The 18750-nt window shown below is 62.5% G+C and carries 9 protein-coding genes, 1 other RNA gene and 7 pseudogenes; 10 read left to right on the top strand and 7 right to left on the bottom strand.

What is annotated here, in order from left to right; genetic code table 11:
- Positions 1–279 precede the first annotated feature (279 nt).
- The 5 genes and pseudogenes from PD885_RS06380 (at position 280) to PD885_RS06360 (ending at position 8358) form a co-directional block, all read left to right on the top strand.
- A pseudogene (locus PD885_RS06380) lies at positions 280–2585 on the top strand (TonB-dependent receptor).
- An 833-nt stretch (positions 2586–3418) separates the two neighbouring features.
- Positions 3419–5170 (top strand): S8 family peptidase, encoded by a 1752-nt coding sequence (locus tag PD885_RS06375; RefSeq protein WP_040762069.1) that lies wholly within the window; start codon positions 3419–3421, stop codon positions 5168–5170.
- Position 5171: 1 nt separating this feature from the next.
- Entirely contained in the window at positions 5172–5792 is a 621-nt protein-coding gene (locus tag PD885_RS06370) for a hypothetical protein (RefSeq protein ID WP_002802787.1), read from the top strand.
- Positions 5793–6018: 226 nt separating this feature from the next.
- Positions 6019–7755, top strand: a pseudogene (locus PD885_RS06365) (S8 family serine peptidase).
- A gap of 1 nt (position 7756) precedes the next feature.
- Positions 7757–8358, top strand: a pseudogene (locus PD885_RS06360) (hypothetical protein).
- Positions 8359–8470: 112 nt separating this feature from the next.
- On the opposite strand, the gene PD885_RS06355 reads toward PD885_RS06360, so the two are convergent.
- A complete protein-coding gene (locus PD885_RS06355; protein WP_002802778.1) occupies positions 8471–8674 on the bottom strand; it encodes a hypothetical protein in 204 nt (67 codons plus the stop codon).
- A 240-nt stretch (positions 8675–8914) separates the two neighbouring features.
- Here PD885_RS06355 and PD885_RS06350 point away from each other — a divergent pair.
- The 3 genes and pseudogenes from PD885_RS06350 to PD885_RS06340 all read left to right on the top strand — a co-directional run.
- Positions 8915–9153 (top strand): annotated as a pseudogene (locus tag PD885_RS06350) (AraC family transcriptional regulator N-terminal domain-containing protein); the annotation flags it as partial.
- A gap of 657 nt (positions 9154–9810) precedes the next feature.
- The gene (locus PD885_RS06345) at positions 9811–10872 is read left to right on the top strand and encodes a glycoside hydrolase family 5 protein (protein ID WP_040762066.1); all 1062 of its coding nucleotides are present in this window, start codon (positions 9811–9813) and stop codon (positions 10870–10872) included.
- A gap of 188 nt (positions 10873–11060) precedes the next feature.
- A pseudogene (locus tag PD885_RS06340) lies at positions 11061–12429 on the top strand (IS5 family transposase).
- Between the two features lie 186 nt (positions 12430–12615).
- On the opposite strand, the gene PD885_RS06335 reads toward PD885_RS06340, so the two are convergent.
- The 5 genes and pseudogenes from PD885_RS06335 to PD885_RS06315 form a co-directional block, all read right to left on the bottom strand.
- Positions 12616–13110: a transcriptional repressor gene (locus tag PD885_RS06335; RefSeq protein ID WP_002802775.1), complete on the bottom strand. Its 495-nt coding sequence runs from the start codon at positions 13108–13110 to the stop codon at positions 12616–12618.
- 14 nt (positions 13111–13124) lie between these two features.
- Positions 13125–14528 (bottom strand): glutamate--tRNA ligase, encoded by a 1404-nt coding sequence (gltX, locus tag PD885_RS06330; RefSeq protein WP_002802773.1) that lies wholly within the window; start codon positions 14526–14528, stop codon positions 13125–13127.
- 68 nt (positions 14529–14596) lie between these two features.
- Positions 14597–15688, bottom strand: coding sequence for a DUF3616 domain-containing protein (locus PD885_RS06325; RefSeq protein ID WP_002802771.1), 1092 nt, complete (start codon positions 15686–15688; stop codon positions 14597–14599).
- Positions 15689–15725: 37 nt separating this feature from the next.
- Positions 15726–15800: non-coding RNA, sX9 sRNA (locus PD885_RS06320), on the bottom strand.
- Positions 15801–15862: 62 nt separating this feature from the next.
- Positions 15863–16289: pseudogene (locus PD885_RS06315) on the bottom strand (hypothetical protein).
- 408 nt (positions 16290–16697) lie between these two features.
- Here PD885_RS06315 and PD885_RS06310 point away from each other — a divergent pair.
- A complete protein-coding gene (locus PD885_RS06310; protein WP_040762063.1) occupies positions 16698–17516 on the top strand; it encodes a C1 family peptidase in 819 nt (272 codons plus the stop codon).
- A gap of 148 nt (positions 17517–17664) precedes the next feature.
- On the opposite strand, the pseudogene PD885_RS21960 reads toward PD885_RS06310, so the two are convergent.
- Positions 17665–17787, bottom strand: a pseudogene (locus PD885_RS21960) (two-component system sensor histidine kinase CreC); the annotation flags it as partial.
- 42 nt (positions 17788–17829) lie between these two features.
- Here PD885_RS21960 and PD885_RS06305 point away from each other — a divergent pair.
- Positions 17830–18738 carry a 23S rRNA (adenine(2030)-N(6))-methyltransferase RlmJ gene (locus PD885_RS06305; protein ID WP_002802763.1) on the top strand — a complete coding sequence of 303 codons (909 nt, stop codon included), beginning with the start codon at positions 17830–17832 and terminating at the stop codon, positions 18736–18738.
- Positions 18739–18750: the final 12 nt, after the last annotated feature.

The raw sequence follows: 18750 nt of genomic DNA, 5'->3' as shown, positions 1-18750 counted from the left end.
GCGCCAGACACACTGCAGAACTGCCGGAATTGGCAGGTAACGCAATGCATGCGTGCCTGTGCGACAACAACGCCGCCGTCAGCCACGCCAGATGCGCCTGCGCAAGACAAGCGTGAATGCATTGCACACGCTGCCTTGACCTGCTGCGTGTGGGCGCTGCTTAAGCGATCCGTTCGCGATGCACCTCGTGCGTGACGCGTTGTCGCAATGCACAATAGCGTTTGCAGCCACCTCCGTTAGACCAATAAAGCGACGTGCGCTGCCGCCTCACGCGATCGGCTGGGCATAGCCGGCCGGTCGCAGACGCGCACCGATGCTACGACATTGGATGCGGTGGTCGTCAGCGGTGCCGCGCGCTTTAAAGGTCTGGCCAAGCGCGATGCCAGCTTTTCGATCACCACCGCCAGCCCGGAACAGATCCAGCAGGCGGTGCCGCAGAGCACCGCAGACCTGTTGAAAATCGTGCCGGGCGTGTGGGCCGAGCCCAGCGGCGGCGGCACCGGCGCCAACATCTTCGTGCGCGGCATGCCATCCGAAGGCGATGCGCCATTCGTGACCATGCAGCTGGATGGCTCGCCATTGTTCCCGCCGCCGACGCTGTCGTTTCTGGAGAATTCCACGCTGTTTCGCGTGGACGATACCGTCAAGCGCATGGAAGTGTTGCGCGGCGGCTCCAGCCCGATCTTCTCCAACGGGCAACCGGGCCTGACGGTGAATTTCATCCAGAAAAAAGGCCAGGACGAAAAGGCAGCGTGCGCCTGACCGGTGGCAACAACGACCTGCGCCGCATCGATGTGTTCAATAGCGGGCCGATGGGCAATGGTTGGTACTACAGCGTGGGCGGCTTCTTCCGTCAGACCGATGGCGTGCGCGACCCGCAGTTTTCCGCCGACAAGGGCGGCCAGTTCAGCGCGACCTTGAGCAAGCGCTGGGACAGCGGCGAAGTGTCGTTCTATGCGCGGCATACCGACGACAACAACGCGTTCTACACCGCCATTCCGCTGCTGTCGCGCAACAACGGCAATGACCTGTCCAGTTTCCCGGGCTTGAACGCGCAGACCGGCACCCTACTCGGCCGCGACTTCCGCAATGTCGATCTGTTGGTTAGACCCAATGGCCAGACCCTCCGGCGTGATCTGGCCGATGGTCGCGGTGTCAACATCGACGTGTTCGGCGGCGAACTGAACTGGGAAGCCGGGCACTGGACCATCGCCGACCGCGTCAACGTCATGAGCGGCAGCGCGCCGACCTATGCCCTGTTCACGGGCGATGCGCCACAGCGCTTGAGTGACTTCATCGCGAGCTATGGCACCACCGGGAGCGGCAGCTTCACCAAAGGTGGCGGCGCGGTCGACCCGAATCAGCAAGTCCTTGAAGCCGGCTGGTGGTCGGTGGACAAGCGCCTGAACTCCTTCACCAACGATCTGCGCCTGAGCCGCGAATTGTTTGCCGGCAATACGCTCACCGTGGGCGCCTCCTACGCCACGTACTCCTCGGCCGACACCTGGCATCTGGGCAACACCATGTCGCTCACCGCACAGAACAACGCCCGGCGCATCGATGTGGCGCTGGACAATGGTCAACAGGCCACGCGCCAGGGCTTCACCAGCTCCGCCTTTTTGAACCTGCGCGCGCAGTACGACGGCGAGAACATCGCCGCCTTCATTGCCGACGAGTGGGAACTCAATGCGCGGCTGCGTCTGGACCTGGGTGCACGCTACGAGCGCCAGAGCGTGACCGGCGATGTGCACGACACCGCCACCGTCGACCTGGATGGCAATGCAGCCACGCTGTACGACAACGCCACCTCGGCGGCCTTGGTGAGCACGCGCCGCATCGATCAGGACGACGAGGCGTTCTCGTGGACGGCCGGTTTGAACTTCAAACTCAATGACAGCAACAGCCTGTTTGCACGGGTCAATTCGGGCGTGAAGTTTCCCGGCTTCGATAACCTGCGCGATGGCCAGGATCGCGTGCAGGAAGTGGATCAGTACGAGCTCGGCCTCAAGTCCGGTGCCAGCGCCTACGACCTGTATCTCACCGCGTTCTACAACACGTTCAAGAACTCGCCGTTCCAGGCCTTTTTGGCCAATGGCAGCAACTTCACCGCCGTTGGCGATTCGCGTGCACGCGGCCTGGAAGTGGAAGCGGCGATCCGCCCGTTCGGCGGCTTCGAGTTGGCCGGCACCGGCGTGTGGCTGGATGCCAAGTACCGCAATTACCGCGAATTCACCGGCAATCAGGTGATGCGCCAACCCAAGCGCCAGTTCCGCATCACCCCCAGCTATTACTGGATGCTGCCGTTCGGCGATCTCAAGCTGTTCGCCACCTATTCGTACATCGGCGACCGCTTTGCGGACCTGGCCAACAGCCAGCGCCTGCCCTCCTACGACATGCTGGATATCGGCGCCAACCTGCACGTGGGCGAGCATTGGGAAATGACCGCCAGCGGTAGCAACGTCACCGATACGCTGGGCCTGACCGAAGGCAATATGCGCGTGCCGGGCGCTGCGACCGGCGGCGTGTTCATGGGCCGGCCGATCGCCGGGCGGCAGTACCAGATGTCGGTGGCGTATCGCTGGTAATAACGGAGGTCACCATCCCGCGCGGCAGTCCAGGGCTGTCGCGCAGTCTGCATGTAGGCGCGCTGCGGCGCCTTTGAAAGTGCAATGCGGAAACGCAGGCACTGCGCGTGCCTGCGTCTTGCCCGCTCATCGGCCGTACCATCTTCGCGGCCATCCCTGATCGCTGCGGTTGTCGCACCCAGGGCGAGATGCTCGAAATACGAATAAAACCCGCGCATCCCGATTGTTTTTACATATCGGGATCGCATGCAGTAGCGAATAAACACGCGATTTCGGCCCTGCAAACTTCGCATTGGATGCGCGATCCGACGAGACGTGCATCAAAGTGCGTGATCGGTCACGCGCGATGCGTTGTTTGCTCGTCTTGCGCGCAAGGGTTGACCAACTTTTAATCAAGGTGCTGCCGGTGCTTGCGCATCGCCAGCGTCGGCTGCGCAGATGCGCACAGGGGAGCCGATAGACGATCTGTCGCATCCATCACTCAGTACACGGATGCGCTCTTCCGGCTCTTTTGGGACACATAGACATGACGCCTGTTGCCGACTCCTTGGATTCGCCCTCTTCCAGCAAACGCAGCTGGATGCCCAGGGTGCATCCAGCCGAACCCGGCGTTGCATAGGCGCGGCTGATCTTCCGCACGCGGCAAGCCCCGCAACCGCATGACACTGACACTGGCTCCACCGCCTCGGGCCTGACGGCCACCACCTGCGCGATGGAGCCGCAGCTGACCGATTCCCGATCGGCCGGACGGGTGTCAGTGCCACTTCAACTGTGCCATTCCTCGACTGGAGTCAATCAAAATGAAATTACTTCGCAGGCGATACATCGCGCTGATGATCGGCGCGCTGGTGATCGGAACCCCTCCCATGCTGGCCACCGCCGCACAGCCGGCAAGCACTGCACGTGCCGGAGACGCCAAAGGCGATCCACTGCTGCGTTATCAATGGCACCTCTCCAATGAGGGGCAGGCGGTCATCGGCGACCGCCGCCCCGTGCCCGGCATCGATATGGATGTGGATCTGCTGCATGCGCTGGGCATTCGGGGTCGTGGCGTGCGCGTCGGCGTGGTGGATGACGGCCTGGAGATCGGCCACGAGGATCTCCTCGACAACATCATCCCGAACGGTTCGCACAATTTCGGCAATGGGTCGCACGATCCCACACCAACTGACCCGACTTTCGGTCATGGCACCTCGGTCGCGGGCATCATCGCTGCGGTTGGCTGGAATGGCCGTGGCGGTCGCGGCGTCGCACCCGAGGCGTTGCTGGCCGGATTCGACTTTCTGGGTAGCGGTGGGTCCGGCAGCGATGCAGAAGTGCGCTATTCCTGGGGCGATGGGCCGGAGGCACGCACCCTGGATATCTTCAACAACAGCTGGGGCTCGGTCGAGGTCGGCTATCCCGACTTTCCGTTGGAAGAGCGTCAATCGTGGGAAGCGCTGATGCGCTCGACACGCGGTGGGCTGGGCGGCATCTACATCAAATCCGCCGGCAACAGCTTCAGGCGTTTTCGTACCCGCGATGCAGAGGGCAACATTGTCAATCTCTGCAGCGACTTGTCACGCACCTTGAATGTCGGATGCATGCTCGCCAATGTCGATCCACTCAACAATGTTCCTGCCACCATCGTGGTCGCCAGCGTGGACGCCACAGGCAAGCGCGCCTCCTATTCGTCGTCCGGTTCGGCGTTGTGGATATCCGGCCTGGGCGGAGAGTTTGGATACCAGCGCAAGTTCTCTCCCAACGCGGCTCAGACCTCCTCCCCCGATACCGCGCCGTTCATCTACGACCCGGCCATTGTCACCACCGATCTCAGCGGTTGCAGCGCCGGCGACAATGTGGATGGCACTACAGTCGAAAACGCGCTTGCTGGCAGCACTTCCAAGATCGACGCAACCTGCAATTACAGCGCGTTGATGAACGGCACATCTGCCGCTGCGCCCACCGTCTCCGGTGTTGCAGCGCTCATTCTCAGCGCCAACCCCAGCCTGACCGCGCGCGATGTCAAATACATCCTGGCCAAGACCGCGCGCCAGATCGATCCCTGGCAGCCCGCTGCGATCTACCAGGGCAGTGTGATCGACCCGGGTTGGATCACCAATGCAGCCGGGCATCGTTTCAGCAACTGGTATGGCTTCGGCCTGGCCGACGGCGCCGCAGCCGTCTACGAGGCGACCTATTTCAAGCCCCTGCCTCCGCTACGCGATACGCAGTGGGTCCAATCCACCGCTGCTGCAAGCCAGATCGGTGGACCTGCACGACCAGCCAAACAACACATTCGCATCACCCAGGCAATGAAGGTGGAAAGCGTGCAGCTGTCATTGGCCACATCGCACCGCACGCCGACCAACCTGCGCGTAGTGCTGGAGTCGCCCAGTGGCACGCGGAGCTACGTGGTGACGCCGTTTTCGGTCCTGGATGCCGAGGCGTACGCAGCGACCGGCTTCTATATCGACCTCACTTCCACCAATGCGTTCCTGGATGAGAGAGCGCAGGGCGTGTGGACACTGGAAGTCACCGACATGAGCGAGCCGACAACCACGGCGGCGTTACAGAACTTCAAACTTCGCATTCTGGGGCACTGACATGAAAACCACGCTTGTTCTTTCGGCAATCCTCGCGTCATTCGGCGCGTGCGGCATCACGCAGGCCGCGCAGTACATGGATGCCCAGGCACTCAGCGCCGCGGCAACCGGAGAACGCTTCAAATCCGGTCCGGACACATACCGCATGCTGCCGGGAACGGTGGTCCCCGACCCGCCTCCGGCTGAGCTTGCGGATGGCGCCGCAGCACCCGCCGCCAAGACCCGTGCCGCTACGGCCGCGGCACGGCCCACTGGAAAGGTTGCCGCGCGGATCGGCCCCTACGCGGTGGTCCTGGACACACCAGCCGGCGCTGCGCGTAGCGGTTTCCCATCGGTATCCAGCACGGAGCGGACCATCGCCGCGGCAGTGAACGAACGCAACGGACGCGTGGTGCTGGTACGGCCGCAGCTGAAACTCACCGGCACCACACCGGCTAACGCACTCTTGCTGGCACGCAACTCGGGGGGCAGCATCGTATACACCTCGACCGTGGATAACAGCGCGGTGATTGCCTATTCCTCGGTTGAAAAGGCGCAACAGGCGCTGGCTCGCCTGCAAGCCAACAGCGGCGGTGCGCAGCTCTCGCTCGTGGTGGCGCAATCAATCATGCAACCGATGTGACCGCACGCTGGCCGCCGGCGGATGCCCTGCGGCCAGCGCTGCTTCCCGCAGATGCTCCGCGGTTCGATCTGGCCTGCCGGACAGGCCCGACGCACATTGTCCGCAGCCGTCGGCAGCAATGAGTGGTCCGAATGGATGCACGCCACGTCTCGACTGCATCCCACGTCCGATTGGAGATCATCGCAATGTACCTACTTCGCAGCGACATCCAGCGCTGTCGCTCGGCATGACGCTGGTCGGTCTTGCCTCTTTTGCGGCACAGGCAGCCATGCCTGGCAACGCATCCACCGGCCCGACAGACGATCCGCTGGTGCGTTACCAGTGGCACGTCTCCAACGAGGGGCAGGCGGTCATCGGAGACAGCCGTCCGGTTGCAGGCGTGAATATGGATGTGGACATTCTCCACGCGCTACATATCCGCGGCAAACACGTGCGCATCGGCGTGGTAGATAGCGGGTTGGAAATCAGGCACGAAGACTTGGCGGCGAATGTAATTCCGAACGGCTCGTACAATTTCATGAATGGTTCGAACGATCCCACGCCCTCGGGCCCCGGCTACGATCACGGCACGCAAGTGGCAGGCATCGTCGCTGCAGTCGGTTGGAACGGGCACGGTGGGCGGGGCATTGCACCCGACGCCTCGCTTGTGGGGTTCGCATTCGGAGAAGCGTCTTCGGTGACAGAAGCGGGCATTCGCTACGCCTGGGGAGATGGGCCACAGTCCCGTGTCCTGGACGTGTTCAATTTCTCCTTCGTCAACATCACACCGTTCTATCAGGACTTCCCGCTGCAAGACCAGCGGTCGTGGGATGCGCTGATGCAGTCAACCCGCAGTGGGCGCGGTGCGATCTACGTCAAATCGGCTGGAAACAGCTTTCTTAACTGGCGCGGCCAGGACCAGGAAGGAAATGTTGTCGATGCTTGCGGCGACGCTGCGCGCACGAACGGTCTCGGCTGCGGCCTGGCCAATCAAGACACCTTCAATAATCTGTTCGGCACGATCGCCGTCGCAAGCGTGGACGCGGTGGGCAAACGCGCCGCATATTCTTCGCCTGGATCGGCGTTATGGGTTTCCGGACTTGGCGGGTTGATCGGATACCAGCGCGCGTTCTATCCGAACGCAGCCCAAGATCTGGGAGCCGATGCGGCACCCTTTGTTTACGACCCCGCCATTGTCACGACCGATCTTAGCGGATGCGCTGCGGGATCGAACGTGGATCATGACAGCCCAGCCGAGAACGCGCTGGATACCAGCGCCTCGAAGATCGACCCCTCGTGTAGTTACACCGCCACGTTCAACGGCACCTCGGCCGCCGCACCCACCGTGGCAGGGGTTGCCGCACTCATGCTGGGGGTCAACCCAAACTTGAGCGCGCGTGACGTGAAGTACATCCTGGCCAAGACCGCGCGCCAAGTGGATCCGGGGCAACCCCGTGTGGTCTACCAGGGCAGCGTGGTCGATCCGGGATAGATCACCAATGCCGCCGGGCATCGCTTCAGTAACTGGTATGGCTTCGGCTTGGCCGATGCGGCGGCGGCCGTTTACAAGGCCAGCAACTTAACGCCACTGCCACCGATGCGCGACACACGCTGGGTCAAGTCCGGCAATGCAGGCAGCCAGATCGGTGGGCCGGCGCGGCCGGCCACGCAGCGGGTTCGCATCAAGCAGGCAATGAAGGTCGAATCGGTGCAACTGTCGCTGGAAACCGCGCATCTGACGCCCCGCAATCTGCGGGTGGTACTGGTATCGCCCAGTGGCACACGCAGCTATGTGCCCACGCCGTTCTCGGCGCTGGATGCCGATGCCTATGCCAAGACCAGGTTCTATGTCGACCTTACCTCCAGCAACGCGTTTCTGGACGAAACCTCGCAGGGCGTGTGGACGCTGGAAGTCACCGACATGATTGCCGACAAGGGCAAGGAACAACTTCAGGAGTTCGAAATGCGCGTAGTGGGCCACTGACATTAAGACATCTCTGATCCCCCTGCTGTTCGTCGTTGCCGCTAGCCTGTCCACTGCCGCTTCGGCACAGAGCCTGGACAGCAAACGCCTGCGCGATGCCGCCACCGGGCAGACCATTGCGGTAAGCCGCACAAGTTTCCGGCTGATTCCCGGTGCGGTGGTGCGTCCCGTTGAGGCTGCACGTGCGACGACCAGTTCGCAATCGCTGTCGACTGCACAGACAACTGCGGACGCACCGCACCGCTGGCACGCTTCGATCGCTATGCCATTTATCTTGATAACGCGACTGCGGCGCGCGCAGCATCGGCCGTCCGTCTCGGTGGACAGCAGCCGACCGTGGCCGCCGCGATCGAGACACGGACCGGCCAGCTGACCTTGCTCGGTACCTCGATCAAATTGTTCGACACCACGCCCGCGGTTGCGCGTGCACTTGCCACACGGACCGGCGGCAAATTGATCTACGCATCCGACATCGATGGCAGCGTGATGATCGGCTACGGTTCGCTGGCCACTGCATTGGACACCTGCAAGCAATTGCAGGGCAGCAAGGGCGTGGGTGCGATCATGCCTGAGGTGATTCAACGGGCTGCGCAGCTGTTGTGACGCTACAGTTTTGTGGGCCACTCTTGGGCCGGAACGCGCGGCCAAGCTGGACGATGCCGTACTCTGCGTCGTTGGCCAGCCAAGCCCTTACGGTGATCGCCACGCTGGCGGATCATCTTCCTGCGAGCTGTAACAGCTTATGCAGGCTGCGCCGCTGCGCTTCGCTCAGCAGATGTCCATGCGTGGTCAACACCTCCAGAATCTGCTGATGCGCCCGCGCCGTGCGCTGAGCGAGCTCTACCGTGGCGGCGGCTTCGATCGTCTTCCAGTCGGCCGGGCTTGTCGGTGTTGGGATGGTCGAACGTTTTGCGGGCATGGTGCGGCGCAGGCGCTGGAGTGGACATCCATGATACCGGCAGTGTGTGAGCGTTCTCACAAGCGCCGGTTGCGCTTCTGCCTGCGCGCTGGGCGCGGCCGCATCCGCTGGCGCCCTAGGTTGTGATCCACCGCCACGTTACGGCCCATGCCTGCCACATGACAGACGCTCTTGCTCGATCAACGGCATCGCGGCCCGCCGCCTTGGGCCACGCCGCCTTGGGCCACTGCCGGGCTCCGCATGTTATCGCCGACCGGACTGACCGCCCTCCTGCTGCGCCACGCGCCTGCCGAGGGGGTGCACGCCACCCAGATCGACGGGAGGCAGATCATGCGCAGCGCCTCGCCCACGGTGGCAATTGCCACAGTCTCTGTGTCTTGTGGCGAAAGGCCGCAAACAGGCGATGCTGGGCGCACAGGTGTACTCCTACCGCCCGCAGCCATCTGGTGGCCTCGGTAGATCTGCCGATCGTCGGCTCGTCTGGGCAGCTTCACCCAATGGCTGCGTCTGAATAAAAGCGCGGCTTTCTTGGCGGATTCGGCATCGCCAACAACCCCATCTGCAAAGACAAGCTCAACAACATGCCGGCTTCTATGGACTCCAACAGTGACGCGTGGGTGGGTTGGACTGCATGGGCAACGGGCAGATGGTGGAACAACAGGTACCACTCAATCTGCGTCCCACTGCGAACGGACGTGAACAGCTTCAGCTATCTATCTCGCAAGCCCATGCAAAACGTATGACGCATCAATGCTGCGGTGCAGTACTGTTTGTAAGCGAACTGGAGCTGAGGAGTACAGGCGTGGGGCGGCGTCGATGGATTGACGCCGATCTATTGACATTCGATAAATTATCAAGATGTAAATTTGACATTCAGCTGCTAGAACTGACGTGATTGCTGGTGCGCAGTGCATCGGCGCTGCAATGAGCTGCCTGCATTTTTAATTCAAATGTAAATTACATCTAAGTGAAAAGAGATCTAGCGCACAGTTCGGCAAATACGCCACCTTCACACCCGACAATGTCCGAAAAAAGGCATAGCAGGTGCAAGGGGTAGGGCGGATGCAGCGCATTCGGCGCAAATCGCAGCCAGCAGGTTGCGACGCATCCTCCCACCTACTCGAAGGAGGTGCTTTATGTTTACTGCATCATTCTCTCTACGACACGTCGTAGTTTGTGCACTGTTTTTTATCTTGCTGAGCATATCGCCGCTTAGCCACGCCCAGACGCGCGCACTTACGTATGCCGGGGTCAATCTCGCCGGCGCCGAATTCGCATCTGCCAAAAAACCGGGGGTCCTGAACAAAGACTATAAGTATCCGGCGGTCAGTGATTACACCTATTTCGCCGGCGTCGGTATGAATACGATCCGCTTGCCGATTTTGTGGGAACGTCTGCAACCCACCGCACGCGGCACACTGGATCCGGCGCAATTGGCGCTGGTGCAACAAGCGGCGGCGCGTGCCAAGGCAGCGGGCATGTATCTGGTGCTGGACATCCACAATTACGGCAAATACTACGGTTACACGATTGGCAGCGACCAAGTGCCGCTCGCCACGTTCACCGATTTATGGCGCCGTATTGCGCTGGCATTTCCTAGCGATAATGCAGTGATCTTCGGGCTGATGAACGAGCCCAATGGCGTATCTGCCAGTGGGTGGGCCGGTGCTGCACAAGCAGCGATCGACACCATCCGCGCCACCGGTGCCAATAATCTGATCCTGGTGCCCGGCGCGTTGTGGACTGGCGCGCATAGTTGGTATTCCATCACCACCGACGGCTATTCCAACGCAACGGCGCTGGCATCCATTTATGACCCGCTTGATCGTTACGCGTTCGAAGTGCATCAGTATCTGGATGCCAATTCCAGCGGCACCACCAATGTCTGCGTCAGTGCCGCCGTCGGTGCCGATCGTCTGCGCACCTTCACCACGTGGCTGCGTACCAATCACAAACGTGGCTTCCTGGGCGAGTTCGGCACTGCCAACAACGCGCTGTGCGATAAAGCGCTGCAAACCATGCTTGGCTATATAGAAACAAACGCCGATGTCTGGCTGGGCTGGGCGTGGTGGGCGGCCGGCTCGTGGTGGAACAGCAGTTACCAGTACAGCGTGCAACCCAACAAGGACGGCACCGACAAGCCGCAAATGTCGATTCTGTCGCCGCAGGCGGCACGCGCGACCAGCACCACGCTTTGAAGTGATGCCCTGATATCGATGCAGTACGCTGATGTCAGTATTCGGGCCGCCGCGAGGCGGCCCGACTTTTTAGTCGCCCCTGAAAAACCCCAACCACCCAACGACCGCAAGGCCTTGATGTCTGCACCGGCGTGCCAGAACTACCAGTGTTCGCTACGCTGAAGGCTGGTTTCTGGCAATTTTCACTCATGCGTACACGCCGTCCTGCTGCCGAGCACATGCCTGCCGACGAGTTGTTTCGTTCGCGGCTGGAGAACCAGATCGATCTGCGTCATCCGCTGGCGCGGCTGAGCCAACGGATGCCGTGGGCGGCGTTGGAGCAAGCACTTTCATCGCGCTTGCCGGCCACCCAGGCCGGTGGCGGTCGGCCGGCATTGCCGGTGCGGCTGATTGCCGGTTTGCTCTACCTCAAACACGCCTACGACCTGTCCGATGAAGCGGTGTGCGAGCGTTGGCTGGAGAATCCGTACTGGCAGTTCTTCACTGGCGAGGTCGTGTTCCAGACGCGTTTGCCGTGCGATGCCAGCTCGCTGACGCGCTGGCGGCAGCGCCTGGGTGAGGCCGGGATGGAAGAGCTGTTGGCGCACACCATCAACGCCGCACATGCCATGCAGGCGGTGGACGCACGCGAGTTGTCGCGGGTGATCGTGGACACCACGGTGCAGGAAAAGGCGATCGCCTATCCGACCGACAGCCGTTTGCTGGAGGTGGCACGCAAGAAGCTGGTGTTACTGGCCAAGCGGCACGGCATCGGAGTGCGGCAGAGCTACGCGCGGCAAGGCCCGGCCCTGAGCCGCAAGGCAGGTCGGTATGCGCATGCGCGCCAGTTCAAGCGCATGCAGCGCGTCCTGCGACGTCAACGCACGGTATTGGGGCGGGTGTTGCGCGACATCCAACGCAAACTCGATCAGGTAAACACCGGCGTGCGCGAGCGCATCGCTATCTGGCTGGAACGTGCGCAACAGCTGTACACGCAGCGTCCGAAGGACAAACAAAAACTCTACGCATTGCATGCCCCGGAAGTGGAATGCATCGGCAAGGGCAAGGCGCGTCAAGCGTACGAATTCGGCGTCAAGGTCGGCATTGCAGTCACCGCCTGCAAGGGATTGGTCGTGGGTGCGCGCAGCTTCCCGGGCAACCCGTACGACGGCGATACCTTGGCCGAGCAGCTGGAGCAGACACGCGGGTTGCTGCAGGATGTGAGCGTAGAACCGACGGTGGCGATCGTGGACCTGGGCTATCGCGGGCGCGAAGTCGATGGCGTGCAGGTCCCTGCATCGCGGCAAGGCCAAGACGCTGACGCGACGGCAATGGCGCTGGATCAAGCGACGGCAGGCAGTGGAGCCGGTGATCGGACATCTGAAAGACGACTGCCGGTTGCGTCGCTGCAGGCTGAAAGGTGCCCAAGGCGATGCGCTGCACGTGCTCGGCTGCGCCGCCGGCTACAACCTGCGTTGGCTGCTGCGCTGGATCGCGTTTTTGCGTGCCTGGATGCGGGCGATGGGATGGTCATCCTTGAGTGCCGTGCAGCTGTCACCGACGGCACTTGGCACTTGAAGGGGATTTTTCAGGGACGACTTGTTAGCCACTCTAAGTTATTTCTCGTGCGCGAGGGTGTCGACCATCAACGCGGGCAAGCGCATCGCACCGACAGCCATGCACAGGAGCCGACCAAGGCGGCTGATCGGCGGCAACGCCAACGCCGTGCGAGGCCGTTTGACTCTCTGGCTGCGTGGTAAGCGGCTACTCCGCCACCGCACACTTCGCGCACAAGCCGTGCACTTCCAGCGTCTGCGCCTGTGGTTGGAAACCCAACGCCTTGGCGCGGGCTTCGAGTTGCGACACTACGTCGCGATCCTCAAGTTCCACTGCGCTATGGCAGCGGTCGCAGATCAGAAACGGCACGGAGTGCTGCGCGCTGTTGGGGTGGTGGCAGGCAACGAAGGCGTTGACCGATTCGAGCTTGTGCACGAATCCGTTGGCCATCAGAAAATCCAGCGCGCGATACACCGTGGGCGGAGCGTCGGCACCGACGCCCTTGCCTTCGCGCACACAGTCCAGCAGCTCGTAGGCCTTGACCGGCTTGCCGGCATCGGCGATCAGCCGCAGCACGTTGGCGCGGATCGGGGTAAGCCGCAGACCACGCTCGCTGCACGCGCGCTCCACTGCGCGCACGAAGCCGTTGGCGTCGTCGACGTGGTGATGCGGTGCCGTGCAGGCGTGTTCGTTGCTTTTCATCACAGACTCCGGCGTCAGGCCGCTCCTATCTTGATGAGTGCCGCATCGATGCGTTTCAAGGCGCCCTCGCGTCCGGCCAGGTACACCGTCTGCGAAATGTCCGGGCTGACCTGGGTGCCGGTGATGGCCACGCGCAGCGGCTGGGCGACCTTGCCCATGCCCAGCTCCAGCGCGGCCGCGGCGTCGTGCAGTGCAGCCGACACACTCTCCACGCTCCACTCGCTCACGCCGGCCAGCAGTTCTCGCGCTTTGCCAAGCGGCACCTCGGCGCCCAGCTTGAGGTGCTTCATCACCGCCGCTTCGTCGTAAGTTTCCAGCGGCTGATACCAGACCACGGCTTTTTCGGCCATTTCCTTCAAGGTCTGCACGCGCTCGCGCAGCGCCACCACCACATCGATGGCGGCCGGGCCGGCGGCGACGTCGATGCCGCGCTTGGCGAGCTGGTATTCCAGCTGCGGAGCGATGCTGGCCGGGTCGTCGGTCTTCAGATAGTGCTGATTGACCCATCCAAGCTTGGCCATATCCAGGCGCGCGGCCTTGGAATTGACGTCCTTGACGTCGAACAGGTCGAGCAATTCCTGCTGAGTGAACAATTCCTGGTCGCCATGCGACCAGCCCAGGCGGGCCAGATAATTGATCAGCGCATGCGGCAGATAACCGGCTTCCTTGTACTGCATCACATCGGCCGCGCCGGTGCGCTTGGACAGTTTGGCGCCCTGCTCATCCAGGATCATCGGCATGTGCGCGAACTTAGGCACCGGCGCGCCCAGCGCTTCATAGATATTGATCTGGCGCGGGGTGTTGTTGATGTGATCGTCCCCGCGGATCACCTCGGTGATGCCCATGTCCCAGTCGTCCACCACCACCGCGAAGTTGTAGGTGGGGTAGCCGTCCGGGCGGAAGATCACCATGTCATCGAGCTCGCTGTTGGCGATCTCGATGACGCCCTTGATCAGGTCGTCGAACACCACGGTGCCGCCGATCGGATTCTTGAAACGGATGACACGATTTGGGTCATCACGATACCGCAGGTGCTGCTCGCGGGCGGCGCCGTTGTAGCGCGGCTTTTCCTGTTTGTCCATCGCAGCTTCACGCATGGCGTCGAGTTCTTCGCGGGTTTCGTAGGCGTAATAAGCCTTGCCCTGCGCCAGCAGCTGCTCGGCGACTTCCTGATAGCGGGCGATGCGCTGGGTCTGGTATATCGGGCCTTCGTCGTAACCCAGGCCCAGCCAGTCCATTGCCTCCAAGATGGCGTCGATCGCCTCTTGGGTGCTGCGCTCACGGTCGGTGTCTTCAATGCGCAGCACGAACTGCCCGCCGCGGTGGCGTGCCTCCAGCCAGCAATACAGGGCAGTGCGGGCGCCGCCGATGTGCAGGTAACCGGTGGGGCTGGGGGCAAAACGGGTGCGGCAGGTCATGGCGCGCTCGGCGGAACGGGAATCGGCGGATTTTACCTTGCGCAGCGCAGACCTGCCCGGCCCGCGGCTCAGCGGTTGCGCAACAGGTCGCCGTAGACCACGCAATCGCCGCCGCTGCGGGCGGGGCCTGGTGCGTCATACAGCACCAGCCAGGCGGGCCTGCTACCGGCCAGATGTTTTGGCAGATTGCAGATCGCTTCGGCGCGGTCGCTGTCCTTGCCATGCGGCAGCACCGCCGATTCCAACAGCTCGTGCTGGAAGCGCACCGGCGCGCGGTTGGCGGCCAGCACTGCGCGCGCATCCGGCCACTTGAACAGGCCGATCTCGCCATTGAGCACCATGGTCGGCCCGGCCAGCACGTACAGGTCATCGCCGGAGTAATGCAGGTCGCGCACGCCCAGCCCGCCCAATTGCAGGAAGTGCTTGCGCAGCAGCGTGCCGTCTTCGTCCAGTGGCGCCAGGCGCAGATGGTCGCCATGCGCTTCCACCTGGATCTCCAGCAGCGCCGACCAGCCGCGCAGCACCGGTCCGCGCAGGCCGAGCAGCAGGCGCTGGCCGTTCACCACGATGCCTTCGATGTCCAAGCCATTGTCCTTGGCAGGGATCTTCAGGAACGGGCCGAAATGCGGGTCGTCGGCCAGCAGGTCGGTGAGCTGGTTGTGCTTGGCGTCGCCCTTGAGCCGCAGCGCGCGGCGGCCATCGGCGGCTTCGCGCACCAGTTGCGGCGCGCCATCGGCATCGCGCTCGATCGGCAGGCAGGCCAGCAGGCAGCGGTTGGCGTCGAGTTTGAGCCTGCTAAGGCGCTTGGCGTTGTCGGCATCGTCGCGGCCACGCTTGGCGTTCTTGCGCTTGGAGCCATGCGAGCCGACGACCCACAGGCACCCATCCGACAAACCTATACCTTCCAGGTCCGCTTCGTCGGCGGCCTCGCCCGGCAGATCTAGCAACTCGGCCAACGGAAAGCTCCGACCTTCGCCGAAGCGCAACGTGTCGCGCTGGGTCGGATCGAGCTTGCGCAGGCGGTCCACTGCGCAGGCTTCATCGCCAGCCACCCACAACCAGTCGTCGGCGAACGCGGCGCCGGACAGATTGCTGTGCACCAGCGCACCGGGCGCAAACTCGAGACGGACACTGTGAGGAATCAGGGTTTTCTTGGCCATGGGAACCTGGTGGGTGATGTTGCTGGGGGTTGAGAGTGGTTAACAAAGCACCGCGAGCACTGGTCAGGGAATGCGGACGGCGCGGAGGAACCGGGGTGTACGCGTGGTACATGCCGCACCGAGCACCAACCGCACGCCTGACGTGAGCGCAGTCGTTTTGTCAGCCGCGCTCCATCAATCAGATGCGGCCAGCTTGACACGCGTCATGCCAGCGGCCAACTGCACCGACCAATCGCGGTCGTTGGCGACCTGCGCATACGCGCAGCTGGCTTCGAATGCACCGAAGTCCAGCTCTGCATGGGCCCACACCGTGTCGCCCTGCGTCTGCGCCAGCAGACCATCGGCCGGGAAGCCAACATCCATCGGCGCGAACACCGCCGCTTCGTAGGTATTGACGTTCAACGCGGGGCTGCACGGCGCCTCGCCGGCGTCGACCGATTGCGCTATGCGTGTCAAACGTCGCGCCCAGTTCCGGCGACAGATATTCCGGCAGCATCAGCACGCGTGCGCCGGCAGCAGCAGCTTCACCGACCACGGCGGATTGGCGCGCGGCGAAATCGGCAGGTTTACCGATCGGATATTTGGCGACTGCGACCTTCATTTGGCGGCCCTGCTGCGATTGATCGAATGAAGCGGGAAACGTCGATTTAGTCGCCAGTAGTGCATGCGCTTGGCGCAGGTCGAAAAAAGAACTGCACGCCGATACACGCAGCAGCCGACAACGGATACGCCTGCCAGACCGCGATGTGCCGGTGTCCAGGGTTTGAGGCGAATTTGAAGCGACTGCGAAGTGGCCTATCCACCAAAGTGTGACGGTGATGCTCGGCGCCAGAAGCGAACGCTAGAATTGCAACCCATGCCCAAGGGCAGTTTCTGTTTTGCAGCCCCCGCTTCGCAGTGGAGGAATCCCCGCTGAGTCGCGTGGTGCAACGATTCAGTGCAGGTAGCACAAGGGAATATGTGTGCGCGCTGCCTGCCCCCCCTAAATTTCATAAGGACTTCCGTTGTGATGATCGAGCAACGTTTACTTGCCACCTGTCTCGTCGCTGCTCTTGGGCTTTCTGTCAACGTCGCTGCGCAGGCCGCAGTACATGGCATGGGTCTCAAGCCGTCATCGATGAGACAGCCGGTCACCGCGGTATTCGGCACCGAAAGTACCGACGACAAGCCGCTACCGGTAAAGATCGACCTCACTGCTTGGGCAATCGAACCCGGCGACCAGAAAGAGGTGAACGCATGCGCGTCCTGGGCAACCGCCCACACCTTGACCGGCTGGTATGCGAAAGCCGGCAAGCAGACCCAGATGCGCTTTGCGCCAATGTATCTCTACAGCCAGGTCAATAACGGTGTCGATGAAGGCTCATCGATGGAAGCGCCGCTGGACATCGCCTTGGCCCAGGGCATCGACACCGCACAGCATTATTCGTGGGGCGATTACAACTGGAAAAACAAGCCCACTGCGGCAGACCATGCCAACGCCGCCAAGCATCCCACTAGCTATCAGAAGTACACAGTTCTTTACTCTGGCGATGGCAATGGAGGCAGCCCGTTGATCGATCAAGTGAAGCGCGCGCTCGCCACTTATACGCCGGTCGCAATTGCTTTTGCAGTCCGCCAGGGCTTTGAAGACCTGAGTCCGACCAACCAGGTTGATCGAGACACGACTAGCAAGCGGAGTGGCTATCACGAAGTCATTGCGCTGGGCTACGACAGCGAAGGCTTGCTGATCGAAAACAGCTGGGGCACCGAATGGGGCAACAAGGGCTACGGCAAACTGGCGTGGTCGGTGGTCGCAAAAGATGTGATCGAAGCGATCGTGGTTCACTGACGCACTCCATCGCAGTCGCGACGCGAGCCGTCGCGACTGCGATACCGCATGCGCGATTGAATGCATGCCACACAACCGGTGTCGCCGCAGATTCATACCATCGCCGAGTAACAGCACTGCAACGCGAAGCGATAAGCCCGCAGTCCGATCACGCGATCGACAGCTGGAACACGGCCGTCGCACCGCCGCCCTGACGATCCCCCAGCATTACCTCACCCTGGTGCAGACGCGCGACCTCGCGTACCAACGGCAGACCGAGTCCGGAGCTGCGTCAGCCGATCTCAAACTGGGCAACACGCTCTACACTGCCGCGATGAACTATCGCCACGCCTTCCATGCCGGCAACCATGCCGACGTGCTCAAGCACATCGCCTTGCTGGCGCTGATCGACACCCTCAAGCGCAAGGACACGCCGTTCTTCGTGCTCGACACTCACGCCGGACGCGGCCGCTACCAGCTCGGAGGCGAAGAAAGCCGCAAGACCAACGAGGCCGATGCCGGGGTGATGCGGTTAATGGCCGAATCGACCTTGCCGGAAGTGGTCGAGCGCTATCTGCGCGCGGTGCAGGCAGACAACCAGACCGTCGCCCGCCCACCCACGTCCGGACAAAAACCGGCCCGCCCCACTGCCGGCATCCATATCAATCACTACCCAGGCTCGCCACTGCTGGCGGCGCAAGCGCTGCGCGAACAGGACCGCATGGCCTTTTGCGAATTGCAGCCAGACGAAGCCGAGGCGCTGAAACACCTGTTCGCCACCGACAGCCGCGTACGCATGCATGCCGGCGACGGCTATGCGGCGATCCGGGCGTTCCTGCCGCCGCGTGCTGGCGAGACCAAGATCGGCCGCGGGCTGGTGCTGATCGACCCGCCGTACGAATCGCAGGAGGCCGAATACCCGCAGGTCATCCATAGCGTGCGCGAGGCGCTGGCTCGCTGGCCGCAGGCGATCTGCATTGTGTGGTACCCGATCAAGCTGCGCCGCAGCCTGCAGCCGTTTATGCGCAAGGCTGCCACGCTGCCGGCCAAGTCGGTGCTGGTGGCCGAGCTGCAGGTGCGCCCGGACGACTCGCCGTTGCGCCTGACCGGCAGTGGCCTGCTGCTCGTCAATGCACCGTGGCAGTTCGACCAAGTGCTGGCGCCGGCCCTGTCGGCGCTCAAAAAGCACCTCGGCGAGCCAGGTGCCGCGACCCGGCTGGAATGGTTGCGCCAGGACGCTTGAAGCGACATAACC

It is taken from the genome of Xanthomonas fragariae, assembly GCF_900183975.1.
Lineage (GTDB): Bacteria > Pseudomonadota > Gammaproteobacteria > Xanthomonadales > Xanthomonadaceae > Xanthomonas > Xanthomonas fragariae.
The sequence above is the reverse complement of the archived record's forward strand: the minus strand, read 5'-3'. Positions and strand labels throughout refer to the sequence as shown.